Genomic DNA, 25,099 nt, shown 5'->3' on the forward strand with positions numbered 1-25,099 from the left:
AGTGAAATTTTATGAGCTTGAATCCTAGAGACGTCGTGATTGTCGACTTCGGTCGTACTCCGATGGGCCGCTCCAAGGGCGGCATGCACCGCAACACCCGCGCCGAAGACATGTCGGCGCACCTGATCAGCAAACTGCTGGAACGCAACGTCAAGGTCGATCCGAACGAAGTCGAGGATGTGATCTGGGGCTGCGTCAACCAGACCCTGGAGCAGGGCTGGAACATCGCGCGCATGGCGTCGCTGATGACCCAGATCCCGCATACGGCTGCCGGCCAGACTGTCAGCCGCCTGTGCGGCTCGTCGATGAGCGCGCTGCACACTGCTGCGCAAGCGATCATGACCGGTAATGGTGACGTGTTCGTGGTAGGCGGCGTCGAGCATATGGGCCACGTGAGCATGATGCACGGTGTCGATCCGAACCCGCACATGTCGCTGTACGCGGCAAAAGCCTCGGGCATGATGGGCCTGACCGCTGAAATGCTCGGCAAGATGCACGGCATTACCCGCGAGCAGCAGGATGCCTTCGGCGTGCGCTCCCACCAACTCGCCCACAAGGCGACGGTGGAAGGCAAGTTCAAGGACGAAATCATCCCGATGCAGGGCTACGACGAGAATGGCTTCCTGAAGCTGTTCGACTACGACGAAACCATTCGTCCGGAAACCACCCTGGAAAGCCTGGCGGCACTCAAGCCAGCGTTCAACCCCAAGGGCGGCACCGTGACGGCCGGTACTTCGTCGCAGATCACCGATGGTGCCTCGTGCATGATCGTGATGTCGGCGCAGCGTGCCCAGGACCTGGGCATCCAGCCTCTGGCGGTGATTCGCTCGATGGCCGTGGCGGGTGTGGACCCGGCGATCATGGGCTATGGTCCAGTACCGGCGACCCAGAAAGCACTCAAGCGTGCAGGCCTGGGCATCAACGATATCGACTTCTTCGAGCTCAACGAAGCTTTCGCCGCACAGGCCCTGCCAGTGCTGAAAGATCTGAAAGTACTCGACAAGATGAACGAGAAGGTTAACCTGCACGGCGGCGCGATCGCCCTGGGTCACCCGTTCGGTTGTTCCGGTGCCCGTATCTCCGGCACATTGCTGAACGTGATGAAGCAGAATGGCGGTACCTTTGGGGTGGCCACCATGTGCATTGGTCTCGGCCAAGGCATCTCCACCGTCTTCGAACGCGTTTAAGCGTCTCGTTGATGGAAGCCGGGGCCAAGTGCCCCGGTTTTTGTTTTTCGGAAGATTTATTTTGTTTTTATTTTGAAAAGATTTGTGTGAGGGCCAAAGCATGCCGTTACAACCCGGGCTCTATCAGCATTACAAGGGGCCGCAGTACCGCGTTTTCAACGTGGCGCGGCACTCGGAAACCGAAGAAGAAGTGGTGTTCTACCAAGCCCTGTATGGCGATTACGGCTTTTGGGTGCGTCCCTTGAGCATGTTCCTGGAGTCCGTCGAGGTTGACGGCGAGCAGGTGCCACGCTTTGCTTTGGTGCAGGCCGAAGCCAGTCTTTTTTCAAAGGCATAAGCGCAGGTCGCGCAGTACCCTGCGCTTGACCTCACCTTGTTGCCACTATATATAGCGGTGCCGCGTCAGGCGCCAACCGCCTTTCTCTTCTCGAATTCAGGAATTTTCTGATCCATGGGCAAATCGCTGGTCATTGTGGAATCCCCGGCTAAGGCCAAGACCATCAACAAGTACTTGGGTAACCAATACGTGGTGAAGTCGAGTATCGGCCATATCCGAGACCTGCCCACCAGCGGTTCGGCGAGCGCCGCCAAGGAGCCTGCCAAGCGTGGCAAGGCCGCTGCAGGCGAAGCTCCGGCCTTGTCGCCTAAAGAAAAGGCGCGCAAGCAGCTGGTCTCGCGCATGGGTGTCGATCCGGAACACGGCTGGAAAGCCAAGTACGAGATCCTTCCTGGCAAGGAAAAGGTCATCGAAGAGCTGCGCCGGCTCGCCAAGGATGCTGACACCATCTATCTCGCAACCGACTTGGACCGCGAAGGGGAGGCTATTGCCTGGCACCTGCGGGAAGCCATCGGTGGTGACGACAGCCGCTACAAGCGCGTGGTGTTCAACGAAATTACCAAGAAGGCGATTCAGGAAGCCTTTTCCAAGCCGGGCGAGCTGGACATCGATCGTGTCAACGCCCAGCAGGCGCGGCGTTTCCTCGACCGTGTCGTGGGCTACATGGTGTCGCCGCTGCTGTGGGCCAAGATCGCTCGTGGCCTGTCCGCCGGTCGCGTGCAGTCGGTAGCCGTGAAGCTGGTGGTGGAACGTGAGCGCGAGATTCGTGCGTTCAACCCGGAAGAGTACTGGGAAGTCCATGCCGACCTCGGTACAGCCAAGGGCGCCAAGGTGCGTTTTGATGTGGCCCGTGAAAACGGCGAGGCCTTCAAGCCGCTCAATGAAGCCCAGGCCATGGCCGCGCTGGAGAAGCTCAAGGCTTCCAGCTACAGCATCGTCAAGCGTGAAGACAAACCGACCAGCAGCAAGCCTTCGGCGCCGTTCATCACCTCCACCCTGCAGCAGGCCGCGAGCAACCGCCTGGGCTTCGGGGTGAAGAAAACCATGATGATGGCCCAGCGTCTGTATGAAGCGGGCTACATCACGTATATGCGTACCGACTCGACCAACCTTTCGGCCGATGCCGTGGCGATGGCGCGTACTTATATTGAAGGTGAGTTCGGCAAGAAGTACCTGCCGGAAACCCCGAACGTCTACAGCAGCAAGGAAGGCGCACAAGAGGCTCACGAAGCGATTCGTCCTTCCGATGCCAACACCGAGCCAAGCAAGCTGTCGGGCATGGAGCGTGACGCTGAGCGGCTCTACGAGCTGATCTGGCGCCAATTCCTGGCTTGCCAGATGCTGCCGGCGCAATACCTCTCGACCACCGTCAGCGTCGCCGCTGGAGACTTCGAGCTGCGGGCCAAGGGCCGCATCCTGAAGTTTGACGGTTACACCCGCGTCATGCCGCAAATCAGCAAGCCGGGCGATGACGATGTATTGCCGGATATGGCTCAGGGCGACGTGCTCAAGCTGATCAAGCTCGATCCGAGCCAGCACTTCACCAAGCCGCCGGCGCGCTACTCCGAAGCCAGCCTGGTCAAGGAAATGGAAAAACGCGGTATCGGTCGTCCTTCGACCTACGCGGCGATCATTTCGACGATTCAGGACCGCGGCTACGTGGCGCTGCATAACCGTCGTTTCTATTCGGAAAAAATGGGCGACATCGTTACCGAGCGTCTTTCGGAAAGCTTCTCCAACCTCATGGACTACGGCTTTACCGCCGGCATGGAAGAGAACCTCGATGACGTGGCGCAGGGCGAGCGCGACTGGAAAAGCGTGCTCGACGAGTTCTACGGCGACTTCAAGAAAAAACTCGAAGTAGCCGAAAGCGCTGAAAGCGGCATGCGTGCCAATCAGCCAGTGATGACCGATATTCCTTGCCTGACCTGCGGCCGGCCGATGCAGATTCGCACTGCCTCTACTGGTGTGTTCCTCGGTTGCTCGGGCTACAGCCTGCCGCCGAAAGAGCGTTGCAAGGCCACCGTGAACCTGGTGCCGGGTGATGAAATTGCCGCGGATGACGAGGGTGAATCCGAATCCCTGGTACTGCGCGGCAAGCACCGTTGCCCGATCTGCAGCACAGCGATGGACGCCTACCTGCTGGATGAGAAGCGCAAGCTGCACATCTGCGGTAACAACCCGGATTGCGCCGGTTATGAGATCGAGGAAGGCAGCTACCGGATCAAGGGTTATGAAGGCCCGAGCCTGGAATGCGACAAGTGCGGCAGCGAGATGCAACTCAAGACCGGCCGTTTCGGCAAGTTCTTCGGTTGCACCAACCCGACCTGCAAAAACACCCGCAAGCTGCTGAAAAGCGGTGACGCGGCGCCGCCGAAGATGGACCCGGTGAAGATGCCTGAGCTGAAATGCGAAAAGGTCAACGACACCTACATTCTGCGTGACGGCGCTTCGGGACTGTTCCTGGCTGCCAGCCAGTTCCCGAAAAACCGCGAAACCCGTGCGCCGCTGGTGATCGAGATCCTGCCGCACAAGGACGAGATCGATCCGAAGTACCACTTCCTCTGTGATGCACCGCAGAAGGATCCGGACGGTCGTCCAGCGGTGATCCGTTACAGTCGCAAGACCAAGGAGCAGTACGTGCAGACCGAGGTGGACGGCAAGCCTACCGGCTGGAAAGCGTTCTACGACGGCGGCAAATGGAAGGTCGAAGACAAGCGTTGATAGGGTGATGCCCGGGTTAATCCCCGGGTGCTGAAGACAGGCCGCGTGCGCTCTCAAGGGCTACGCGGCCTTTCTTTTGGCTTGCGGTTGGCGGGAATGATCCACGACACTGTGCGACCAGCTCGCTGTTTTCTTTCCGTTGTGGAGGCTGCCGTCATGGCCCACGAACTCTATACCCGTACCAATCAGAAAATTTACTTCGCCGGCTTGTCCCTCGAAGCGTTGGCCCGAGCCGAGGAAGGGCGGGCGATGAACGCCCAGGCGCTGTTACAGGCCGGTCGCGAGTCGGTGCTGTTTCACTTGTACGGTGCGTTGCTGGGGCTGTGTCATGAGATTGCGGGCTTCTATCGCTTGCCCCAGGCCAATGCAGCCCGTGCGGAATTGATCCTGACCCGTGAGGTGCTGGACAGCCTTGCGATCCCCGAACTCGCCGAGTTAGTCGAGTTGGCGCAAAACCGCGAAACCTGGCTGGCGAAACTGCTGGCGGCTCATGCCGCGCTGTTCCAGCCGCCGCGCGCCCCGCACAAGCCCAAGGGCGACGTTACCCAGCCGTTGATTGTGGCTGTCAGCCTGGATGAAGAAGAGCCGGTGGATGAGTTGAGCCGGGACGAACTGGAAAGCTGGCGGCAGAACCTCAAGGCCCTGGCGATTCGCTTTCGCGATGGCTTGAACGAATGCTGAGGCCGAGCGCGGATTGATCCGCGCTCAGGGGTGAGATCAAGGATGAATCATGTTGTTTTTCTTGCGTGATCACGCGTTGAATCGACTATTGCAAGACTGCCAGGTACGGGTCACTCGGGCCCAGTCCACGGCCGACCTGTTAGACGTGCTGGACAGGCTTGAAGTCTTCCCCGGTGAGCTGGAGTTTGATCACGCGCAGTCAATACTGCTGCTGGTAGTGGCCTTTGCTTCGCTGGTCGTTGCGCTGTTGATGGACGGCATGGGTGGCATGGTCTGGGTGGCCGTGGCGTGTTGTATTTTCAGCTACTACGTGAAGAAAGGCCTCTCTGGTTCGCTGACGGAGCTGTCGGCGAGTATCGCCCGCAAGTGTGCGCTGTTCAGCAATGGCTTGAGCGAGCCAGACAGCAGTGCTGACTGGTGCCTGACGAAGCTCGACAGCCAGTTCGGTGATTACCGGCGCGGTAATGAGCGGCGTCATATTGTGGCCTCGGCCCAGGGTGTCTACCAAGGCACCCGCCATTCGCTGGCGTTCGAGTATCACCATCTGCTTTACGTAAACGCCGTCAGTGAGCGGGGCGCCAGCGGCTACAGGACGGCCTATAAAAGCTTCGATCGCTATAGCCTGGTGCTGGAGTTTCCCTGGTTGAAGGGGATTTCGGTCCAGTCTGACCCTCTGGAAATGCCCTTGGCGGGTCAGCGCTTCAAAACCGACTGCGACGAATTCGATAGCGCTTTTCTGCTGCGAAGCAGTGATCAGGCCCGCTTCGAAAACTTCGCCACGCCCGCGACCCTGAGCCTGCTGTTGGACTTGTCACGGCTTTTGAACAAGGTGAATCTGGAGTTCTCCAGTGAGGGCCGGCTCTGCCTGAGCTTTGATAATGCAGAAGTCTTTGCCCATGCCGATCCGGGGCCGCTCAGTGACCTGGCGGCGTTTCGCCAGCGGATGATCGAGGGCATCGCGTTACCGGGGCTTAATCCGGTACTGGAGCGCATGCATCGGTTGGCGGAGTTGCACGACCATCCGCTTGATCATCTTTTGGCCGTCACCGAGAAAGTGGCGCTGTAACCTGCGCAGGCTTTGGCGTGGCTCCCTCACCTGAAAAACCCGAAAGAGCGACCGGCCATGGCTGGTACAATTCCGACCTTTCGTGGAAGCCGGCCATCAGGCCTGCGCCATCTACAGAAAGTTCTGAATCCAGCAGATTGATCAAGGAAGAGTGATGCAGTTTCTGAAACATGATGCTGAGTTGGTCCGGCTCCTGGAGCGCAGTGACTCAGAGGTCGCACGCGCCAGGTCCAATGACGATCTGTTGCAAATCATCGATAACCTCAAGTCGTTCAAGGGGGGGCTGACGTTCGATCATGCTCTGCCTTTGGTGTTGCTGCTGCTGGCCATCGTTTCGGCGATACCGGCCATGGCGGGCGTGATCTGGATGTGGTTTGCCACCGGATGCCTGGGGTTTGCCAGCCTGTATACCTGGATGAGCCGCGCCAATGTCACTGATGATCTGCCGAAGAAAATAGCCCGCAAGTGCTCCTTTCTCAGTAACGGCCTGCGCGATCCGGGCGGTTCCGCCGATGAGCGTTTCCAGCGATTGAGCGAAGAGTTCGATGACTATGACCGCGGCAATGACAGCCGCCGCATTACGGACTCGGCCAAAGGTGTCTATCAGGGGGCGCTGCACCAGCTGTCCTTTGTTTTTCACCACCTGTATTACGTGAATTCCCGCGATAAAACCGACTCTGACGGCAAGACCGAGAGGATCTATACCGGTTTTGATCGCTACAGCCTGGTGGTGGATTTTCCCTGGGTCAAAGGTGTGAAGGCGCGCACCCATCCTTCGAATAAAAAAAGAACCAAGCTCAAGGGGTTCGACACTACGTCCGATGAATTCAATCGGGTGTTCAGCCTGAGCGGCGAGAGCGAGTTGGCTTGCGCGAAGTTCGCGACGCCCACCACCCTGGCGTTCTTGCTCAACCTTTCCCGACGGCTGACGAATGTGAATCTGGAATTTTCCGATCAAGGCCGCCTGTGCCTGAGTTTCGATAATCCCGAGGTCATGGCCTACAAGGACCCTGGGACGCTAAAAGACCTGTCGGCCTTCTACGCCAATATCAAACAAGGACTGGAACTGCCGGGTCTGTTCCCAGTCCTGGCGTTGGTGCACGAGCTGGCAGAGTTGCATGACAATAATTTCGAGCCTGCCTTGAAAGCCACTGATGAAATGGAGCGGTAAGTATGGAATTGTTGTTGATCATCGCGGTTGCCGTGGGAGTCCTGGCCTATGTGCACTACAACAAGATCGTCAGTGCCTATAACCGCGTGCAACGCGCCTGGTCGGATGTGCTGACCTATGAGCGGCAGAAGATCAAGGTGCTGGATGTGCTAGAGCCGCAGGTGGCTGGTTTTCAGGAGTACGAAAGTCAGTTGCTGGAGAAGATAGTCGGGCTGCGCACGGCCATCACCAGCTTGCCATCGGTTGCGGATGGCGATGCGCTGAAGTCGGTGGATCAGGGCACCAAGGCGCTGCTGGGGGGATTGAACCTGGCGTTTGAGGCGTACCCGGATCTCAAGTCCGCAGGCTTGTTGAACAACTTGATGCGCGAGGTTGCCGAGCAGGAGAGCAATATCGGTGGCGCTATTACGCTGTTCAACCTGAGTGTGGAGAATTTCAATAACACCATTCAGTTATTCCCTGGTTCCGTGGTCAATCAACTGACCCTGAAGAAGTCGCTGATCACCCCGTTCTCCGACAGCCAGGCCTCGGCAGGTTTTGAATACAAACCCAATTTCTGAAGGCCCTGACATGCTGCGCTGTCGGCTCGGCTAGAGGTTTGATGTGTGGGGCCAGGGTGGAAGCTCTCGCGCCCCATACGCAAGATCCTGAGCGGGGCGGGGGCGATGACTGATATAATCGCGCCCTTTCGTGGAGAACAGACCTTTATGCCAACGTCCTTTCTAGAAATTGTCGAGTTGCCAGACGGCCGTATCGAGCTGCGCAGAGCTGAGGACGAGGGTTCTCTGGTTACTTTGGATTTCTCCGAGGATGCCAAAGCCTTTTTGCAAGGTCAGCACGTGGAAGTGGCAAAAGCCATGTTGAGCGTCGGCGTACAGATGGCTGGACGTCTGGTTGAAGGCGAAATCGAGAAGGAAGATGGGCCGCGGGTTCTTCACTGAGTCCGTTTGTCGGTTTTTCAGCGGTTATTCGTCGCTTTATATCGGCTTCTCAATCTTGGAGAAGCCCTGTGTCATTTGAACGACTACGGGTCGAGACCCCTCTCAACTAGCCCAAGCGGATATTCAGGCTCTGCGCATCACCCGTGCGCGCGGCGCTGATCAACTGCTGCTTGGCGTTGCTGCTCAGCGGGTTGAGCCAACTGACCACGGTATGGCTACGGCCCAGGCGCAGTGCCTCGCAGGTCAGTTGTTGAGCACTTTGCGAGCCCCTTGGCTGCAGCAGTAGGATCCGCTCGCGATTGAGTCCGGCATCTCGCAACCAGGCCTGGGTCAGGCTGGAGGGTGGAGCGATCAGGGTCAGCCAGCGTGCATCCTGCTCTTCGCTCAGATCCCTCAGGATTGGGGCCAGCAAGCTCAGGCAGCTCCCCGCCGCACCGCGTAACGACAGTTCACTGAAAACTTCCGGATCGTTGTTCCAGGGCGTCTCGACTACTTCGTTGAGCAGCGGTGCCAGGGGCTGCATCATGAATGCTTCGAACAGTGGCAGTTGTGTTTGCTGTGGTGCGTGTGGGAACTGCATAAAGCCTCCTTTAGCGGCGAATCACGCCGACACTCAAGCCTTCGATCACCAGTTCCTGATCTTTCAGGTTGACTTCGATGGGGGCAAACTCAGGGTTTTCGGCAATCAGGAAGACTTTGCTGCCTTCACGCTTGAAGCGTTTTACCGTGACCTCATCACCGATGCGCGCCACCACGATCTGGCCGTTACGGGCCTCGCGAGTGGTGTGAACGGCAAGCAGATCGCCGTCGAAAATGCCGATGTCTTTCATGCTCATGCCGTTGACGCGCAGCAGGTAGTCGGCACGGGGGTGAAAGAAGGTCGGGTTGATGTTGCAGGACTCTTCAATGTGCTGCTGGGCAAGAATCGGCGCGCCGGCCGCAACACGACCGATGATCGGTAGGGTGGAGTCGTCATTCTTGGCTTCGAAGCCGGGGATCCGGATGCCGCGAGAGGCGCCTGGGGTCATCTCGATCGCGCCCTTGCGGGCCAGGGCCTTGAGGTGTTCCTCGGCGGCGTTGGGCGATTTGAAGCCGAGCTCCTGGGCGATTTCCGCACGGGTTGGCGGATAGCCGTTGTCGTCAAGGCAGCGTTTGATAAAGGCCAGAATTTCAGCTTGGCGTGGCGTCAGTTTTATCATCTCGATCGCTCTGTCTTTTTATACAGTGACTGGGATTATATACAGTGAATCGTACTTGGCAATCCTCCTTTTTTCCGCTGCCGCCGGGCGGTCACCGTGGGGGTGGCGGGGCCTTGCCGGGCGAGGCTGGCTACAGCGGGCTGCAGGTGTGATTAAATAGCTGACTGGCCGGCCGCAAAACGGACCGGCAGGCTTGACAATACAAGGGCTGAAACGTATGTTTCAAACAAGTGTTTGTCAGGCGGAGTAGTCATGGCCCAGTCGGAAACCGTTGAACGCATTCTTGATGCTGCGGAACAGTTGTTCGCGGAGAAAGGTTTTGCCGAGACTTCATTGCGGCTGATCACCAGCAAGGCCGGGGTCAACCTGGCGGCGGTGAATTATCATTTCGGTTCGAAAAAGGCCCTGATCCAGGCAGTGTTTTCACGCTTCCTGGGGCCGTTCTGCGCGAGCCTCGATCGAGAGCTCGAACGTCGCCAGTCCAAGCCGGACAACAAGCCAAGCCTCGAAGAACTGCTGGAAATCCTCGTCGAGCAGGCGCTGGTGGTGCAACCACGCAGCGGCAACGACCTGTCGATCTTCATGCGTTTGCTGGGGCTGGCCTTCAGTCAGAGCCAGGGTCACTTGCGGCGTTATCTGGAAGATATGTACGGCAAGGTCTTTCGCCGCTACATGTTGCTGGTCAACGAAGCGGCTCCGCGTATTCCTCCCATCGAATTGTTCTGGCGTGTGCACTTCATGCTCGGTGCTGCGGCGTTCAGCATGTCCGGGATCAAGGCGTTGCGGGCCATTGCCGAGACCGATTTCGGGGTCAATACCTCGATCGAGCAGGTGATGCGCCTGATGGTGCCGTTCCTCGCGGCCGGGATGCGCGCCGAAACCGGCGTCACCGATGACGCCATGGCCAGCGCGCAGTTGAAGCCGCGCAGCAAATCGGCTCCGGCAGTCGCCAAGGCCTGATCGCACGGGTGGGCGCGGCAGCTTACATCCGCTAAGCTAGCCGCCCATGCCGACTCTGGTTTTACACCTCTTTTCACTCTCTTCGCCGACTGCGGTTTGCCGGGTTGTATTCGTGGCAAGCCGTTGCTGTGCCCGCGTCTTGCCGGCACGATGTTCGGCGCCGGGCATGCACCGGGTTACTAAGGATTTTCTATGAGCGCTGGCCTGCAAGGCTCCTTGATGGTGGACGTCGCCGGTACCTGGCTGACGGCCGAAGATCGCCAACTCCTGCGCCAGCCCGAAGTGGGCGGCCTGATCATTTTTGCCCGTAACATCGAACATCCACGCCAGGTGCGCGAGTTGAGCGCAGCCATTCGTGCCATTCGCCCCGACCTGTTGCTGGCTGTGGACCAGGAGGGCGGCCGTGTGCAGCGCCTGCGCCAGGGGTTCGTGCGGCTGCCGGCCATGCGCGCCATCGCCGACAACCCGAATGCCGAGTACCTGGCCGAGCAGTGTGGCTGGATCATGGCCACAGAAGTGCTGGCGGTCGGGCTGGACCTGAGTTTCGCCCCGGTGCTGGACCTCGACTATCAGCGCAGTGCGGTGGTCGGCAGCCGTTCCTTTGAGGGTGATCCAGAACGTGCTGCGCTGCTGGCTGGCGCCTTTATCCGCGGGATGAACAGCGCGGGCATGGCGGCTACCGGCAAGCATTTCCCCGGGCACGGTTGGGCCGAGGCGGATTCCCATGTGGCGATCCCCAATGACGAGCGCAGCCTCGAAGAGATTCGCGCCAAGGACCTGGTTCCCTTCGCCCGCCTGAGCAGGCAGCTCGCCGCAGTCATGCCGGCCCACGTGATCTATCCACAGGTAGACCCCCAGCCCGCCGGCTTCTCCCGGCGCTGGTTGCAGGACATCCTGCGCGGCGAATTGCAGTTCGATGGCGTGATCTTCAGCGACGATCTGTCGATGGCAGGCGCCCACGTGGTCGGCGATGCGGCCAGCCGGATCGAGGCGGCGCTGTCGGCCGGGTGTGACATGGGGCTGGTGTGCAACGACCGTGCTGCCGCCGAGCTGGCCCTCAGTGCTGCCCAGCGGCTCAAGGTCAAGCCCTCGGCCCGGATTGCGCGGATGCGCGGGCAGGCCGTTGCCAGCACCGAATATCGCCAGAACCCGCGCTGGCTGACTGCGCTTGGCGCGCTCAAAGATGCCCAACTGATCGATTAAGGACTTTTCACAATGACGGTTTACGCGATTATCGGTGGTACCGGCCTGACTCAGCTCGAAGGCTTGAGCATTCGCCAGTCGTTGCCCCTGGACACGCCCTATGGCGCGCCTTCGGCCGAGATCCAGATCGGCGAGTATGCCGGTCGTGAAGTGCTGTTCCTGGCGCGCCACGGTCACCCGCACCGCTTGCCGCCGCATCAGGTGAACTACCGGGCCAACCTCTGGGCCTTGAAGCAGGCCGGGGCCGAAGCGATCCTGGCGGTCAACGCGGTGGGTGGCATTCATTCGGCAATGGGTACCGGGCACTTCTGTGTGCCGCACCAACTGATCGACTACACCAGCGGGCGCCAACACACCTACTTTGCGGATGATCTGGAGCAGGTCACCCATATCGACTTCAGCTACCCCTACAGTGAGCCGCTGCGCCAGCAGTTGATTGCCGCGTTGGCCGCTGAAGGCGCCGCCTACAGCAGCCATGGCGTGTATGCCTGCACCCAGGGCCCGCGCCTGGAGACCGTGGCCGAGATCGCGCGCCTGGAGCGTGATGGCTGCGACATCGTTGGCATGACCGGCATGCCTGAAGCGGCGTTGGCCCGTGAGCTGGAGCTGGATTACGCCTGTCTGGCGCTGGTGGTCAACCCGGCGGCTGGCAAGTCCACCGCGGTGATTACCATGGCCGAGATCGAGCAGGCGCTGCATGACGGCATGGGCAAGGTGAAATCAACCTTGGCCCGGGTGTTGGCGGCCAACGCTTAAGCTGCGACGAAGAGCCTGCGTGCCTCAGGGGGGGGCGCAGGCTGTTTCAGCGGCCGGTCTTTTTGTCTGGCAGGGGCGCAAACAGTGCCTCGATATCTTCGCTCTGCAGTTTCCAGTCCCCGGCCTTGCGCCCATCCAGCACGCCCGCCGCCAGGTCGGACTTTTCCTTTTGCAGGTGCTGGATTTTCTCCTCCACCGTGCCCCGGGCAATCATCTTGTAGACGAATACCGGCTTCTCCTGGCCGATGCGGTAGGCGCGGCCGGTGGCCTGGTTTTCAGTGGCCGGGTTCCACCACGGGTCGTAGTGGATCACGGTGTCGGCTTCGGTCAGGTTCAGGCCGACCCCGCCGGCTTTCAGGCTGATCAGGAAAATCTGCAGTTTGCCGCTCTGGAAGTCCCTGACCGGTGTCCGCCGATCGCGGGTTTGCCCGGTCAGCAGGGCGTAGGCGATGTTGCGGCGTTTCAGTTCGGCCTCGATCAGGGTCAGCATCGAGGTGAACTGGGAGAACAGCAGAATTCGCCGGCCTTCCTCGAACAGCTCTTCCAGCATTTCCATCAGGCTGTCGAGCTTGCCCGAGGTACTGCCCCTTGGTGGTGGCGTGTCATTCACCAGGCGCAGGTCGCAGCAGACCTGGCGCAGCTTGAGCAGGGCTTCAAGGATGATGATCTGGCTGCGGGCCACGCCCTTGCGGGTGATTTCGTCGCGGACCTTCTTGTCCATGGCCAGGCGCATGGTTTCGTACACATCGCGCTGGGCTTCATTGAGGTCGACCCAGTGAATGATCTCGGTCTTGGGCGGCAGTTCGGTGGCGACCTGCTCCTTGGTGCGGCGCAGGAGGAAGGGTTTGATCCGGCCGTTCAGGTGTTGCAGGCGCACTTCGCTGGCGTGTTTCTCGATCGGGACTCGGTAGTCGCGGTTGAAGCTTTTGACGTCGCCGAGCCAGCCGGGCAGCAGGAAGTGGAACAGCGACCACAGTTCCCCCAGGTGGTTTTCCAGGGGCGTGCCGGACAGGCACAGGCGTTGCCGGGCGTTCAGCGCGCGGGCGGCCTGGGCGGCTTTGCTCGACGGGTTCTTGATGTACTGCGCCTCATCGAGCACCAGCACATGCAGCGCCACGGCGCTGAGCTGATCGATGTCCTTGGGCAGCAGGGCGTAGGTGGTCAGGAGCAGGTCGTAGTCGGCCAGTTGCTCGAAATGCTTTTTACGCCCGGCGCCATACAGCGCCAGGACGTTGAGCTGCGGCGTGAAATGCGCCGCCTCATCCAGCCAGTTGGGGATCAGGCTGGTGGGCATCACCACCATGCACGGGCGATCCAGGCGCCCGGCGTTTTTCTCACTCAGGACATGGGCCAGGGTCTGCAGGGTTTTGCCCAGGCCCATGTCATCGGCGAGGATGCCGCCCACTTCCAGTTGCCGCAGCGACTGCATCCAGTTCAGGCCTTCCAGCTGATAGGGCCGCAGCGTGGCATTCAGGCCCTCGGGGGCCGGGGCTGAATAGTCGCGGATATCCCGCAGGCGCTGGGCAAAGGTGCGGATGTGATCACCGCCCTCCCACAGCAGGGGCAGTTCTTCCAGCGGATTGAGGCGGATCGCGTCGGCGCTGTTCAGGCGCAGGGCGGTTTCACCCGGCTCTTGCAGGTAAAACTCGCCGAGGGTCGCCAGCACCGGTTTCAAGCGGCCATAGGGCAGCGCCACCTGCAGCGCGCCGTGGGGCGAGTTGGGGCGATTGGGGATGTTCACCAGAATCAGCTCGTCGTCGCGGCGTTTGGCCAGGCGTTCCGGGTTGAGCAGTTCGGTGTGGGAGCGCATCAGGTTAAGCAGGATCGGCAGCAGGCTCAGGCGTTCGCCGTTGACGATAATCCCCAGCTCCAGGTCGAACCAGTCGCGACCGGGTGCCTCTTCAACAGTGGCGTACCAGTCATCGACGGTGGTCAGGTCGAAGCCGAAATCTTCGTCGATCTGCAGTTCCCAGCCCTGGCTGCGCAACTTCGGCAGCTCATTGAGGGTGAAGGTCAGCCAGGCGCTGTCATTGACCATCTCGAATAGTTCGCCGGCGCTTTCCGGCAGGGCCTTGCTTTGCCGAGTGGCGATCTTGAAGCCCAGGCCGCGCAGTGTTTCCCGATGACGTTGCTCGACCTCGGGCTGGCGCTTGATGCGCAGGACCTGATGTTCCTGGCGGATCAGGATGTCAGCGTTTTTCTGCCCGCTGACGTACTCGTCCAGGTAACTGAAGGAGAGGGCGGCGCGGTGCTGAATATAGCGCTGCATCTTGCCGTTGCGCGGCTCGAAGGCGCTGAACTCGACACTTGCCAGCCACAGGCGCGGCACCGGCTGCACGTTGTCCAGCAGCTGCTGCGGCAGGGCGGCGGGGCTGCGATTGTCGAGCACCGCCTGCAGCTTCTCCAGCAGTTCGGCGTCCTTGGCGGCTGCGGGGTAGGCCAGGGTTTCCTGGACCTGCAGCAGCACCGCCGCCAGGTGTTTGCAGTGGTTGTGCACCGGGCAACTGCAGCTGGATTCGCCCAGCAGCAGGGTGCCCTTGGCCGACTCGCGCAAGTGGATGGTCTGGCGGTAAACGTTGCCGCCGGAGCCTTCACAGCTGGCAGTGATGGTGCTGTCGCCGGCCTGGACAATCCTTACGCGGTTTTCCAGGGCGTAGCGTCGGCCACGCTCCAGGGCTTGTTCCTTGAAACGGCTGACCCACGAAGGCGCCAGGGGTTTGGTCAGGGTCGAGGGCATGGGGACTTGATTCAGTCCGGTATTTCAGCAGGCGCTTGGCGTGGCGCAGGTGCGGAGAGTGAGGTGATCTTGATCAGCAGCGCCAGGTGGCCATTGTCGAGGTAGTTGAGCTGCCCGTTTCGGGTGTGGCTTTGCTGCTTCAAGCGTTCGCTGGCGGTGACCAGGCCGTTGCCATCGATCTGGTTGACCCAGAAGTCGGCATCGACATCGGTAAAGCGCCCGAGCTTCAGGCCCAGGGTGCCTTCGATCGGGAACTGGCCGAACTGTTCCTGGCCGTCGCTGACGGCCACCTTGACCGGGTTCTCGCCCAGTTGCTGTTGCCAGGCCTTGTGCATCAGCACGCTGTAGTCGCTGCTGGCGGCGAGTTTCTCCACGATACCGCCCAGGGCCGGGGTGCGTTGGCTGTCCGCTGACAGGCGCTGCGCCCCGGCGGCCCAGTCCTCGGGCGCTGCCCGGCTGATGATGGCCGGCTCGGCGTTCTGCCGGACCAGGATCATTTCCACCTGGTACAGGTCGTCGGCCAGGACGGCAGGAGTGACCAGGACCAGAAGCAGGGTCAGCGAGCGAAACAGGCGCATGTGGCGTCCTTCAAGCAGATTTCGGAGTGAGGCGCTCGAACAGCGCCTCCAATGTATTGAAGCGTTCTTCCGGGCGCTCCATCGGCACCATGAATTTGAACAGCGTAGCGCCTTCGAACTTGTAGCGTTTGGGCTGGCCCTGGATCAGCTTGATCAGTGCCAGCGGGTCGACCGGAGTGTCGGCGGCGAACTCGATGCGGCCACCCTGCGGCCCGCCATCGACCTTCTTGATCCCCAGTTGCTCGGCCTGCAATTTGAGCAGGGTCAGGCGCACCAGATTCTTGGTCGGTTCCGGCAACAGGCCGAAGCGGTCGATCATCTCGACTTGCAGGTCCTTGAGGCCGTCTTCGTCGGTGGCCGAGGCGATGCGCTTATACAGAATCAGCCGCGCATGCACGTCCGGCAGGTAGTCCTCGGGAATCAGTGCCGGCAGGCGCAGGTTGATTTCCGGGCCGCCGCCCAGGGGTTGGTCCAGGTTCGGCTGTTCACCCTTGCGGATGGCCTTCACCGCGCGTTCGAGCATCTCCATGTAGAGGGTGAAGCCCACGGCCTGGATCTGCCCGCTCTGGCCGTCGCCCAGCAGTTCGCCGGCGCCACGGATCTCCAGGTCGTTGGTGGCCAGCACGAAACCGGCACCGAGGTCCTGGGTGTTGGCGATCGCCTCCAGGCGCTTTTCCGCGTCCGGGGTGATTTGCTGGCGCGGTGGCGTCAACAGGTAGGCATACGCCTGGTGGTGACTGCGCCCGACCCGGCCGCGCAACTGGTGCAATTGGGCCAGGCCGAATTTGTCGGCACGCTCGATGATGATGGTGTTGGCACTGGGCACGTCGATGCCGGTCTCGATGATGGTCGAGGCGATCAGCACGTTGAAGCGCTTGTGATAGAAGTCGCTCATCACCTGTTCGAGTTCGCGTTCGCGCATCTGGCCGTGGCCGATGGCGATCCGTGCTTCCGGCACCAGTTCGGCGAGGTCGGCGGCGCACTTCTCGATGGTTTTCACATCGTTGTGCAGGTAGTACACCTGGCCGCCGCGCAGCAACTCACGCAGCAGGGCTTCCTTGACCGTGCTCTTGTTCTGCTCCATGACGAAGGTGCGCACCGACAACCGGCGTGCCGGCGGCGTGGCGATGATCGACAGGTCGCGCATGCCCGAGACTGCCATGTTCAGCGTGCGCGGGATCGGCGTGGCGGTGAGGGTCAGGATGTCGACTTCACTGCGCAGGGCCTTGAGCTGCTCCTTCTGGCGAACCCCGAAGCGGTGCTCTTCATCGATGATCACCAGGCCGAGGTTTTTGATCTTCACGTCATCCGACAGCAGCTTGTGGGTGCCGATGACGATGTCGATCTTGCCTTCGGCCAGGTCGGCGATGGCGGCATTCACTTCCTTGGCCGACTTGAAGCGGCTCATCACTTCCACGGTCACCGGCCAATCGGCGAAGCGGTCGCGGAAGCTGTTGTAGTGCTGCTGGGCGAGCAGGGTGGTTGGCACCAGGATCGCCACCTGGCGACCGCCGTGGACTGCAATAAAGGCTGCGCGCATCGCCACTTCGGTCTTGCCGAAGCCCACGTCGCCACACACCAGGCGATCCATCGGCTTGGGCGCGAGCATATCGGCCCGCACGGATTCGATAGTGGTTTGCTGATCCGGGGTTTCTTCGAACGGGAAGCCGGCGCTGAAGGTGGCGTAGTCGGCTTTCGGGTCGGCGAAGGCATAACCTTCGCGGGCGGCGCGCCGGGCATAGATGTCCAGCAATTCGGCGGCCACGTCGCGTACCTGTTCGGCGGCTTTGCGCTTGGCCTTCTGCCAGGTTTCCGAGCCCAGGCGGTGCAGCGGGGCCAGGGCGTCGTCGCTGCCGGTGTAGCGGGCGATCAGGTGCAGGTTGGCCACCGGCACATACAGCTTGGCGCCCTCGGCATAGGCCAGGGTCAGGAATTCCGCGGCCTGGTTGTCGATTTCCAGAGTGGCCAGGCCCAGGTAGCGGCCGACCCCATGGTCGATATGCACCACTGGCGCGCCTTCGCGCAGCTCGGTGAGGTTTTTGATCACCGCATCGTTGTTGGCATCGGCGCGTTTTTCCCGGCGCCGACGTTGCATCACACGCTGGCCGAACAGCGGGCTCTCGGCGATCAGCGCCAGTGCCGGATCTTCCAGGAGCAAGCCTTCGTCCAGGGGGGCGATGGTGATCGCCAGGCGATCCTTGCCGGCGACGAAGTCTGGCCAGCTGTCGACGGTTTTCGGGCGCAGCTTCAGGCGTTCGAGCAGTTCCAGCAGCACTTCGCGGCGTCCGGCGGACTCGGCGGTGAACAGCACCCGCCCGGAGAACTGCTCGAGGAAGCCGGCCAATGCCGCCAGCGGCTGGTTGGCCTTGGCTTCGATGGCCAGGTCCGGCAGGACGTGGGCCGGGAAGCGCTCGCGGCCGACGCCGGTGTCGATGTCCTGCTGGCTGGCAACGACGCGCGGCCAGTTTTTCAGGCGGGCGAAGCAGTCTTCCACCGGCAGGAACAGTTCGGCGGGTGGCAATAAAGGACGGGACGGATCGACACGGCGCTCTTCGTAGCGGTTGCGCACGTCGTTCCAGAAGTTTTCCGCAGCCTGCTCGATACCCGGCAGGGAGAACACCTGGGTGTCCTGGGGCAGGTAGTCGAACAGGGTCGAGGTGTCGTCGAAGAACAGCGGCAGGTAGTACTCGATACCGGCCGGGGTGATCCCGCTGCTCAGGTCCTGGAAGATCGGGCAGCGACGGAAGTCGACATCGAAGCGTTCGCGAAAGCGTGCCTTGAAGCGGGTCACGGCATCCTTTTGCAGCGGGAATTCTCGCGCCGGCAGCAGGCGCACCGATTCCACTTTGTCGATCGAGCGCTGGTTCTCCGGATCGAAGGTGCGCAGGGTTTCGATTTCGTCGTCGAACAGGTCGATGCGATAAGGCAGTTTGCTGCCCATCGGGAACAGGTCGATCAGGGCGCCGCGTACCGCGAACTCGCCGTGCTCGTACACCGTGTCGACACAGCGGTAACCACTGGCTTCGAGGCGCGTGCGCATCTGCTCGACATCCAGCTTCTGGCCGATGTCCAGCACCAGGCTGCTGCCCAGCAGGAACTTGGTCGGCGCCAGGCGGTGCAGGGCGGTGGTGATGGGCACCACCAGCACGCCATGGTCCAGTTCGGGCAACCGATAGAGGCTGGCGATGCGCTGGGAAATGATGTCCTGGTGCGGCGAGAACAGGTCGTAGGGCAGGGTTTCCCAATCGGGAAAATGCAGCACCGGCAAATCGGGGGCGAAGAAGCTCAGCTCCTGCTCCAGGCGTTCGGCGCTTTGGCTGTCGGCGGTCAGCAGCAGGGTGAAGCGCTTGGCAGCGCTGGCAGCCTCGGCAATGGCCAGGCTCAGAGCGGCACCGGGCAGGTTGCCCCAGTGCTGTTTACCTGCCGCGGCAGGGAGTAGCGGTAGACGCAGAACGGGCACGGAAGGTTGAGCTCCAAGCGTTGCGACAAAGTCGGTAATTGTAGCGGCCCCGGGTGCCGCCTGTCAGTTGCTGACTGTGCCTATTACGTAATGAGGGAAATGTAGTGGTTATGACAAACAATGCCGCTCTTTGACTCAATATGTAGTGCCAAAATGCACGTATGGTTCGGAGGGTTACGGACAAGTCGCCGCGGGCTTTCCACTAGGGGTGCTCTGAAAGCCGCGTATTTACTGGGCTGGAGCGACGCGTGTTTTTTGCGCAAGGGCTTTTGTTGCGGACCGCGCATTGCTCGCAGGGCGACTGGGCGGCATAATGTAGCCCCTTTTTTAAGCCCCTACATGTGGAAGGTTCCCGTGACTCAGAAGCCCGACCAGTGTCTTGGTGAATGGATCGACCGTGAAGCACTCGCAGAAGCGATGATTCCGCTTATCGGTCAGCTGTACCGCAATAACAATGTGGTGAGCTCGATCTATGGCCGCAGCCTGATCAACCAGTCTGTCATCGCGATTCTCAAAGCTCACCGCTTTGCTCGCCATCGTTCCTCCGACGACAGCGAACTCTCCGTCCACGAAACATTCCCTCTGTTGAAAGCCATGAGCGAGCTCAAGCTCGGCGCGGCTTCGGTAGATTTGGGCAAGTTGGCGTTCAAATTCCGCGTCGAAGGCAATGGCCGCACCGCCGAGCAGTTCGTGCGTGAAGAAATGGCCGACGTCGTTGGCCAGCAAAATGCTTCGGCGCGCAAAGGCACTGACGTGGTGCTGTACGGCTTCGGTCGTATCGGTCGCCTGCTGGCCCGCATCCTGATCGAAAAAACCGGTGGTGGCGACGGCCTGCGTCTGCGCGCCATCGTGGTGCGCAAAGGCGCCGACAACGACCTGACCAAGCGCGCCAGCCTGCTGCGCCGTGATTCGGTACACGGTTCGTTCAACGGCACCATCACCATTGACGAAGAAAACAACACCATCACCGCCAACGGCAACCTGATCCAGGTTATCTACGCGAAGAACCCGACCGAAGTGGACTACACCCAGTACGGCATCAAGAACGCCCTGCTGGTGGACAACACCGGTGTATGGCGTGACGCCGACGGCCTGGGCCAGCACCTGGCGTGCCCGGGTATCGACCGCGTGGTTCTGACCGCTCCTGGCAAAGGCAAGCTGAAGAACATCGTGCACGGTATCAACCATGCCGAGATCACCGCTGACGACAAGATCGTTTCCGCCGCTTCCTGCACCACCAACGCCATCGTGCCGGTGCTGAAGGCCGTGAACGACAAGTTCGGTATCGTCAACGGTCACGTTGAGACGGTTCACTCGTACACCAACGACCAGAACCTGATCGACAACTTCCACAAAGGCGACCGCCGTGGTCGTAGCGCCGCGCTGAACATGGTCATCACCGAAACCGGTGCTGCTACTGCTGCTGCCAAGGCCCTGCCTGAGCTGGCCGGCAAGCTGACCGGTAACGCGATCCGTGTTCCGACGCCTAACGTGTCGATGGCCATTCTCAACCTGAACCTTGAGAAAGCCGCCACCCGTGATGAGATGAACGAGTACCTGCGCTACATGGCGCTGCACTCCGATCTGCATAAGCAGATCGACTTCGTCAATTCCCAGGAAGTGGTTTCCACCGACTTCGTTGGCTCGCGCCACGCGGGTGTAGTGGATGCCGAAGCGACCATCTGCCAAGACAACCGCGTTGTTCTGTACGTCTGGTACGACAACGAATTCGGTTACAGCTGCCAGGTGGTTCGCGTGATGGAAGACATGGCTGGGGTCAACCCGCCTGCATTCCCGCGCTAAGCGTCAGCGGTAAATGAAAACGCCCCGACATGTCGGGGCGTTTTTTTGCCTGGGATTTAACCCTTAGCGGGCGATAGCCGCTTCGGCGGTACGCAGTTCATGACGGTTGCCCTTGAACAGGATCAGTGTAGCGATCAGGCCAAGCACCGCTGCGGCGCTGAGCCAGATGCCCGGTGCGGCCTTGTTGTCCAGCACGTGAATCAGGTAGGTACAGGCCGCCGGAGTAAAGCCGCCAAAGGTCGCGGTCGCAAGGCTATAGGCCAAGGAGAAACCGGTGGTGCGCACGTCTACCGGCATGATTTCGGTCAGTGCCACAACCATCGCCCCGTTATACGAGCCGTACAGGAACGACAGCCAGAGCAACACGATCAACAGATGGCTGAAGCTCGGGTTGGCCACCAGCCAGGACAGCGCTGGATAAGCAGTGAGAATCGCCAGAATCGTCGCTCCCAGCAGCAGGGGTTTACGGCCGATCTTATCGGACACCGCGCCCATCACCGGCAGCCAGATGAAGTTGGAAATACCCACGCAGACGGTTACCAGCAGCGCGTCGAAGTCCGACAGGTGCAATTCGGCCTTGCCGAAGGTCGGGGTGTAGGCGGTGATCAGGTAGAACGACACTGTGGTCATCACCACCAGCGCCATACCGGCGATCACTATGCCGAAGTTTTGACCGATCGAACGCACGATTTCCTGCAGGGTAGGGCGGTGTTTGCGCGCCTGGAACTCAGGGGTCTCTTCCAGGGAACGACGAATGACGAAGATCACCGGCACGATCAGGCAACCAATCAGGAATGGCACGCGCCAGCCCCAGTCACCCATTTCTTCCGGGCTGAGCCAGTGGTTCAGGCCCACGCCCAGCAGCCCGGCGAACACCACTGCGGCTTGCTGGCTCGCGGACTGCCAGCTGACGAAGAAGCCTTTGCGGCCCGGTGTGGCGATTTCCGCCAGGTACACCGACACACCGCCCAGCTCGACACCGGCGGAGAAGCCTTGCAGCAGGCGACCGAACAGCACGATCAATGGCGCCGCGACGCCCAAGGTGGCATACCCGGGAACGCAGGCAATCAGGACGGTGCCGGCAGCCATCAGCGCCAGGGTGATCACCAGGCCCTTTTTACGGCCGTGACGGTCAATGTAGGCACCGAGGAAAATCGCCCCCAGCGGACGCATCAGGAACCCGGCACCAAAGGTCGCCAGGGACAGCATCAGGGAGGCGAAGGCGCTGTCGGTAGGGAAGAATGTCTTGGCAATGGCCGTGGCGTAAAAGCCGTACACCATGAAGTCGAACATCTCAAGGAAGTTGCCGCTGACAACGCGAAATATCGCCTTGCCTTTGCCCGTGGTCGTGGACATTTTTTTCACTCACTTTGGCTGTCTTGTTAGCAATCCCTGGTCATTACTCGTCCTTACTGCAAAGTCGGGGCGCGAAGCTGGACGCTGAACAGTTTTGTAACGATATGTGTATGAGGGCTGTCAGGCAACAAAAACTCTTGGTCTTGGAGTGGGATGTGCGCCTCGGACTAGAGCTTTATCAGGGAATGGAATAGGGCTGATGGTCGCACCTGTGTCTGAGTCATAATGGCGCGCCCTGAAATCTCATGGCCGATGGGTTCGGTCCTGTGCTGGAGAAGGTCTTTGGCGGTAAATGATTGGTGGCGATGGGCTGCTCCGTGGGTGCTGGTGCTGGCGCTCCCCGGGTGTGGCGACGGGCGCTCCCAGGAAAGTTTCGGCGGCCCGACCATGGGCAGCACCTACTCGATCAAATATGTCCGCCCGGCCGGAGGGGCAGAGCCTGGCGCGGTGCAGGCCGAGGTGGAGCAGATTCTGGCCGAGGTCGACCGGCAGATGTCGACCTACCGCAGCGATTCGGATATCGAGCGCTTCAACCAGCTGCCCGCGGGCAGTTGCCAGGCGATGCCCGAGCCGGTTTTGCAGTTGGTCAAGGTGGGAGAGCGCTTGTCCAGGGAGAGTGACGGTGCGTTCGACCTGACGGTCGAACCCTTGCTCGACCTCTGGGGCTTCGGCCCTCAGGGGCGGGCAGAGCAGGTGCCGAGCGACGAGGCGCTGGCCCTGGCTCGGCAGCGCGTCGGGCATGGGCATCTGCGGATCGAAGGCGATCGGTTGTGCAAGGATGCGGCCGTGGAAGTGGACTTCAACAGCATCGCCGCCGGCTACGCGGTCGATCGGATCGCTGCCCGATTGCAGGCTATGGGTATCGATAACTACCTGGCGGAGGCCACTGGCGAGCTCAAGGCGGCCGGCAGAAAACTTGACGGCTCGGCCTGGCGCATCGCCCTCGAGGAGCCGCGGGACGATCAGCAAGTGGCCGAGCGCATCATCGCGGTGGATGGCCAGGGTGTTTCCACCTCTGGCGATTACCGTAATTACTTCGAGCGTGACGGGCGGCGCTACTCCCACACCTTCGATGCCCGCAGCGGCCGGCCGGTGGAGCATGCCCTGGCGTCCGTCACGGTGATTCATCCTTCGGCATTGATGGCCGATGGCTTATCGACCCTGTTGCTGATCCTGGGTCCGGAGCGCGGCTGGGCGTACGCGGAAAAACAGGATATCGCCGCATTTTTTGTGATTCGCGCCGATACAGGTTTCGTCACACGCAGCAACCCGGCGTTTGATCGCCTGTTTGCTGGGAAAAAGCAGTAACCTTGCGCGGTGCCGATGCCGGGGCAATGCAGGCAAAAGTAGCCTACGACGCGACCAAGGGTTAATGTGCGCGGCGTTGACGCTTCTATAGACTGTGCCCGGGTTCGTAACCGAGCCAAATTGATCCTTCATGCCGCTGGCCGCGGCATGATTTAGCCGGAGGCGCCAGAAGGGTGTCTCGGCCTGTTCTGAGGAGTACGCATGGCTGTCTACAACTACGACGTAGTGGTGCTGGGTTCAGGCCCCGCTGGAGAAGGTGCGGCGATGAACGCCGCTAAAGCAGGACGCAAAGTGGCGATGGTCGATAGCCGTCGTCAGGTCGGCGGTAACTGCACCCACCTGGGTACCATCCCGTCCAAGGCCCTGCGTCACTCGGTCCGGCAGATCATGCAGTTCAACACCAACCCGATGTTCCGGGCCATTGGTGAGCCGCGCTGGTTCTCGTTCCCCGACGTACTGAAAAGCGCCGAGAAGGTCATTTCCAAGCAAGTCGCTTCGCGTACTGGCTACTACGCCCGTAACCGCGTCGATGTGTTTTTCGGCACCGGCAGCTTTGCCGACGAGCAGACCATCGAAGTGGTGTGCGCCAATGGTGTGGTCGAGAAGCTGGTGGCCAAGCACATCATCATCGCCACCGGGTCGCGTCCGTATCGCCCGGCCGATATCGATTTCCACCACCCGCGTATCTACGATAGCGACACCATCCTCAGCCTTGGCCATACCCCGCGCAAACTCATTGTGTACGGCGCCGGGGTGATCGGCTGCGAATACGCGTCGATCTTCAGCGGCCTCGGGGTGCTGGTGGAGCTGGTGGATAACCGTGGCCAGTTGCTGAGCTTCCTCGATTCCGAGATTTCCCAGGCCCTGAGTTACCACTTCAGCAACAACAACATCACCGTGCGCCACAACGAGGAGTACGACCGAGTCGAAGGCCTCGATAACGGTGTGATCCTACACTTGAAGTCGGGCAAGAAGATCAAGGCCGATGCCTTGCTCTGGTGCAACGGCCGGACCGGCAACACCGACAAGCTGGGCATGGAAAACATCGGGGTCAAGGTTAACAGCCGCGGCCAGATCGAAGTCGACGAGAACTACCGCACCTGCGTGCCGAACATCTACGGTGCCGGCGACGTGATCGGCTGGCCAAGCCTGGCCAGTGCCGCCCACGACCAAGGGCGTTCTGCTGCAGGCAGCATTGTCGATAACGGCAGCTGGCGTTTCGTGAATGACGTACCGACCGGGATTTACACCATTCCGGAGATCAGCTCGATCGGCAAGAACGAGCAGGAACTGACCCAGGCCAAGGTGCCTTACGAAGTGGGCAAGGCCTTCTTCAAGAGCATGGCGCGGGCGCAGATTGCCGGTGAGCCGCAGGGCATGCTGAAGATCCTGTTCCACCGCGAAACCCTGGAAGTGCTGGGTGTGCACTGCTTCGGTTACCAGGCGTCGGAGATCGTCCACATCGGCCAGGCCATCATGAGCCAGCCGGGCGAACTCAATACCCTGAAGTACTTCGTCAACACCACGTTCAACTACCCGACCATGGCTGAGGCCTATCGGGTAGCAGCTTACGACGGCCTCAACCGGCTTTTTTGAGCGACTCCGGCCGGTGGCCTGAGCCGGCCGGGGAGA

At 60.8% G+C, this 25,099-nt stretch carries 20 protein-coding genes; 14 read left to right on the plus strand and 6 right to left on the minus strand.

The genetic code is table 11. The features are described 5' to 3' along the window. Positions 1 to 11 precede the first annotated feature (11 nt). From fadA to JFU57_RS17790, 8 genes are all read left to right on the plus strand, one after another. Complete coding sequence (gene fadA / locus JFU57_RS17755; RefSeq protein ID WP_008028488.1) at positions 12 to 1,187, plus strand: acetyl-CoA C-acyltransferase FadA; 1,176 nt, start codon at positions 12 to 14, stop codon at positions 1,185 to 1,187. Positions 1,188 to 1,287: 100 nt separating this feature from the next. Continuing rightward, complete coding sequence (locus JFU57_RS17760; protein WP_078471206.1) at positions 1,288 to 1,524, plus strand: DUF1653 domain-containing protein; 237 nt, start codon at positions 1,288 to 1,290, stop codon at positions 1,522 to 1,524. Positions 1,525 to 1,638: 114 nt separating this feature from the next. After that, a complete protein-coding gene (topA, locus tag JFU57_RS17765; RefSeq protein ID WP_078471207.1) occupies positions 1,639 to 4,248 on the plus strand; it encodes a type I DNA topoisomerase in 2,610 nt (869 codons plus the stop codon). 156 nt (positions 4,249 to 4,404) lie between these two features. Beyond that, a complete protein-coding gene (locus JFU57_RS17770) occupies positions 4,405 to 4,929 on the plus strand; it encodes a DUF6586 family protein (RefSeq protein WP_078471208.1) in 525 nt (174 codons plus the stop codon). Positions 4,930 to 4,978: 49 nt separating this feature from the next. Beyond that, positions 4,979 to 5,995, plus strand: a complete 1,017-nt coding sequence (locus tag JFU57_RS17775) for a hypothetical protein (protein ID WP_201130229.1) — start codon at positions 4,979 to 4,981, stop codon at positions 5,993 to 5,995. Positions 5,996 to 6,149: 154 nt separating this feature from the next. Next, complete coding sequence (locus JFU57_RS17780; protein ID WP_201130230.1) at positions 6,150 to 7,166, plus strand: hypothetical protein; 1,017 nt, start codon at positions 6,150 to 6,152, stop codon at positions 7,164 to 7,166. A 2-nt stretch (positions 7,167 to 7,168) separates the two neighbouring features. Then, positions 7,169 to 7,726: a LemA family protein gene (locus JFU57_RS17785; protein ID WP_078471211.1), complete on the plus strand. Its 558-nt coding sequence runs from the start codon at positions 7,169 to 7,171 to the stop codon at positions 7,724 to 7,726. A 147-nt stretch (positions 7,727 to 7,873) separates the two neighbouring features. Continuing rightward, positions 7,874 to 8,107, plus strand: a complete 234-nt coding sequence (locus JFU57_RS17790) for a hypothetical protein (protein ID WP_078471281.1) — start codon at positions 7,874 to 7,876, stop codon at positions 8,105 to 8,107. A 106-nt stretch (positions 8,108 to 8,213) separates the two neighbouring features. On the opposite strand, the gene sulA is transcribed toward JFU57_RS17790, so the two are convergent. Together sulA and lexA are read right to left on the minus strand one after the other, a co-directional pair. Then, positions 8,214 to 8,687 (minus strand): SOS-induced cell division inhibitor SulA, encoded by a 474-nt coding sequence (gene sulA / locus JFU57_RS17795; RefSeq protein WP_201130231.1) that lies wholly within the window; start codon positions 8,685 to 8,687, stop codon positions 8,214 to 8,216. A gap of 10 nt (positions 8,688 to 8,697) precedes the next feature. Beyond that, complete coding sequence (gene lexA, locus JFU57_RS17800; RefSeq protein ID WP_078471213.1) at positions 8,698 to 9,306, minus strand: transcriptional repressor LexA; 609 nt, start codon at positions 9,304 to 9,306, stop codon at positions 8,698 to 8,700. 252 nt (positions 9,307 to 9,558) lie between these two features. On the opposite strand from lexA, the gene JFU57_RS17805 reads away from it, so the two are divergent. The 3 genes from JFU57_RS17805 to JFU57_RS17815 all read left to right on the plus strand — a co-directional run bounded on the left by JFU57_RS17805 (position 9,559) and on the right by JFU57_RS17815 (position 12,225). Continuing rightward, positions 9,559 to 10,266, plus strand: coding sequence for a TetR/AcrR family transcriptional regulator (locus JFU57_RS17805; RefSeq protein ID WP_078471214.1), 708 nt, complete (start codon positions 9,559 to 9,561; stop codon positions 10,264 to 10,266). Between the two features lie 204 nt (positions 10,267 to 10,470). Next, entirely contained in the window at positions 10,471 to 11,469 is a 999-nt protein-coding gene (gene nagZ, locus JFU57_RS17810) for a beta-N-acetylhexosaminidase (RefSeq protein ID WP_201132141.1), read from the plus strand. A 12-nt stretch (positions 11,470 to 11,481) separates the two neighbouring features. Continuing rightward, positions 11,482 to 12,225 carry an S-methyl-5'-thioinosine phosphorylase gene (locus JFU57_RS17815; RefSeq protein ID WP_078471216.1) on the plus strand — a complete coding sequence of 248 codons (744 nt, stop codon included), beginning with the start codon at positions 11,482 to 11,484 and terminating at the stop codon, positions 12,223 to 12,225. A 46-nt stretch (positions 12,226 to 12,271) separates the two neighbouring features. On the opposite strand, the gene JFU57_RS17820 is transcribed toward JFU57_RS17815, so the two are convergent. Genes JFU57_RS17820 through mfd form a run of 3 tightly spaced genes read right to left on the minus strand, consistent with a single transcriptional unit; the run spans position 12,272 to position 19,000 of the window. Beyond that, on the minus strand, positions 12,272 to 14,962 hold the full coding sequence (locus tag JFU57_RS17820) for a DEAD/DEAH box helicase (protein ID WP_201130232.1): 2,691 nt from the start codon (positions 14,960 to 14,962) through the stop codon (positions 12,272 to 12,274). A gap of 11 nt (positions 14,963 to 14,973) precedes the next feature. Next, positions 14,974 to 15,540 (minus strand): CsiV family protein, encoded by a 567-nt coding sequence (locus JFU57_RS17825; protein WP_201130233.1) that lies wholly within the window; start codon positions 15,538 to 15,540, stop codon positions 14,974 to 14,976. A gap of 10 nt (positions 15,541 to 15,550) precedes the next feature. After that, a complete protein-coding gene (mfd, locus tag JFU57_RS17830; protein ID WP_201130235.1) occupies positions 15,551 to 19,000 on the minus strand; it encodes a transcription-repair coupling factor in 3,450 nt (1,149 codons plus the stop codon). A 339-nt stretch (positions 19,001 to 19,339) separates the two neighbouring features. Between mfd and JFU57_RS17835 the strand changes: the two genes are divergently transcribed. Further along, positions 19,340 to 20,803, plus strand: a complete 1,464-nt coding sequence (locus tag JFU57_RS17835; protein ID WP_201130237.1) for a glyceraldehyde-3-phosphate dehydrogenase — start codon at positions 19,340 to 19,342, stop codon at positions 20,801 to 20,803. 63 nt (positions 20,804 to 20,866) lie between these two features. On the opposite strand, the gene tcuC is transcribed toward JFU57_RS17835, so the two are convergent. After that, positions 20,867 to 22,159 (minus strand): MFS transporter, encoded by a 1,293-nt coding sequence (gene tcuC / locus JFU57_RS17840; RefSeq protein ID WP_201130239.1) that lies wholly within the window; start codon positions 22,157 to 22,159, stop codon positions 20,867 to 20,869. A 330-nt stretch (positions 22,160 to 22,489) separates the two neighbouring features. On the opposite strand from tcuC, the gene JFU57_RS17845 reads away from it, so the two are divergent. After that, positions 22,490 to 23,467: an FAD:protein FMN transferase gene (locus JFU57_RS17845; RefSeq protein ID WP_242487478.1), complete on the plus strand. Its 978-nt coding sequence runs from the start codon at positions 22,490 to 22,492 to the stop codon at positions 23,465 to 23,467. Positions 23,468 to 23,668: 201 nt separating this feature from the next. Then, positions 23,669 to 25,063 carry a Si-specific NAD(P)(+) transhydrogenase gene (gene sthA, locus JFU57_RS17850; protein ID WP_078471222.1) on the plus strand — a complete coding sequence of 465 codons (1,395 nt, stop codon included), beginning with the start codon at positions 23,669 to 23,671 and terminating at the stop codon, positions 25,061 to 25,063. Positions 25,064 to 25,099 lie beyond the last annotated feature (36 nt).

The organism is Pseudomonas sp. TH07 (genome assembly GCF_016651285.1).
Taxonomy (GTDB): Bacteria; Pseudomonadota; Gammaproteobacteria; order Pseudomonadales; family Pseudomonadaceae; genus Aquipseudomonas.

Coding starts and splice junctions, on each gene's coding strand:
- fadA (WP_008028488.1), top strand. CDS start 12: ATGAGCTTGAATCCTAGAGACGTCGTGATTGTCGACTTCGGTCGTACT.
- JFU57_RS17760 (WP_078471206.1), top strand. CDS start 1,288: ATGCCGTTACAACCCGGGCTCTATCAGCATTACAAGGGGCCGCAGTAC.
- topA (WP_078471207.1), top strand. CDS start 1,639: ATGGGCAAATCGCTGGTCATTGTGGAATCCCCGGCTAAGGCCAAGACC.
- JFU57_RS17770 (WP_078471208.1), top strand. CDS start 4,405: ATGGCCCACGAACTCTATACCCGTACCAATCAGAAAATTTACTTCGCC.
- JFU57_RS17775 (WP_201130229.1), top strand. CDS start 4,979: ATGTTGTTTTTCTTGCGTGATCACGCGTTGAATCGACTATTGCAAGAC.
- JFU57_RS17780 (WP_201130230.1), top strand. CDS start 6,150: ATGCAGTTTCTGAAACATGATGCTGAGTTGGTCCGGCTCCTGGAGCGC.
- JFU57_RS17785 (WP_078471211.1), top strand. CDS start 7,169: ATGGAATTGTTGTTGATCATCGCGGTTGCCGTGGGAGTCCTGGCCTAT.
- JFU57_RS17790 (WP_078471281.1), top strand. CDS start 7,874: ATGCCAACGTCCTTTCTAGAAATTGTCGAGTTGCCAGACGGCCGTATC.
- sulA (WP_201130231.1), bottom strand. CDS start 8,687: ATGCAGTTCCCACACGCACCACAGCAAACACAACTGCCACTGTTCGAA.
- lexA (WP_078471213.1), bottom strand. CDS start 9,306: ATGATAAAACTGACGCCACGCCAAGCTGAAATTCTGGCCTTTATCAAA.
- JFU57_RS17805 (WP_078471214.1), top strand. CDS start 9,559: ATGGCCCAGTCGGAAACCGTTGAACGCATTCTTGATGCTGCGGAACAG.
- JFU57_RS17815 (WP_078471216.1), top strand. CDS start 11,482: ATGACGGTTTACGCGATTATCGGTGGTACCGGCCTGACTCAGCTCGAA.
- JFU57_RS17820 (WP_201130232.1), bottom strand. CDS start 14,962: ATGCCCTCGACCCTGACCAAACCCCTGGCGCCTTCGTGGGTCAGCCGT.
- JFU57_RS17825 (WP_201130233.1), bottom strand. CDS start 15,540: ATGCGCCTGTTTCGCTCGCTGACCCTGCTTCTGGTCCTGGTCACTCCT.
- JFU57_RS17835 (WP_201130237.1), top strand. CDS start 19,340: ATGTGGAAGGTTCCCGTGACTCAGAAGCCCGACCAGTGTCTTGGTGAA.
- tcuC (WP_201130239.1), bottom strand. CDS start 22,159: ATGTCCACGACCACGGGCAAAGGCAAGGCGATATTTCGCGTTGTCAGC.
- sthA (WP_078471222.1), top strand. CDS start 23,669: ATGGCTGTCTACAACTACGACGTAGTGGTGCTGGGTTCAGGCCCCGCT.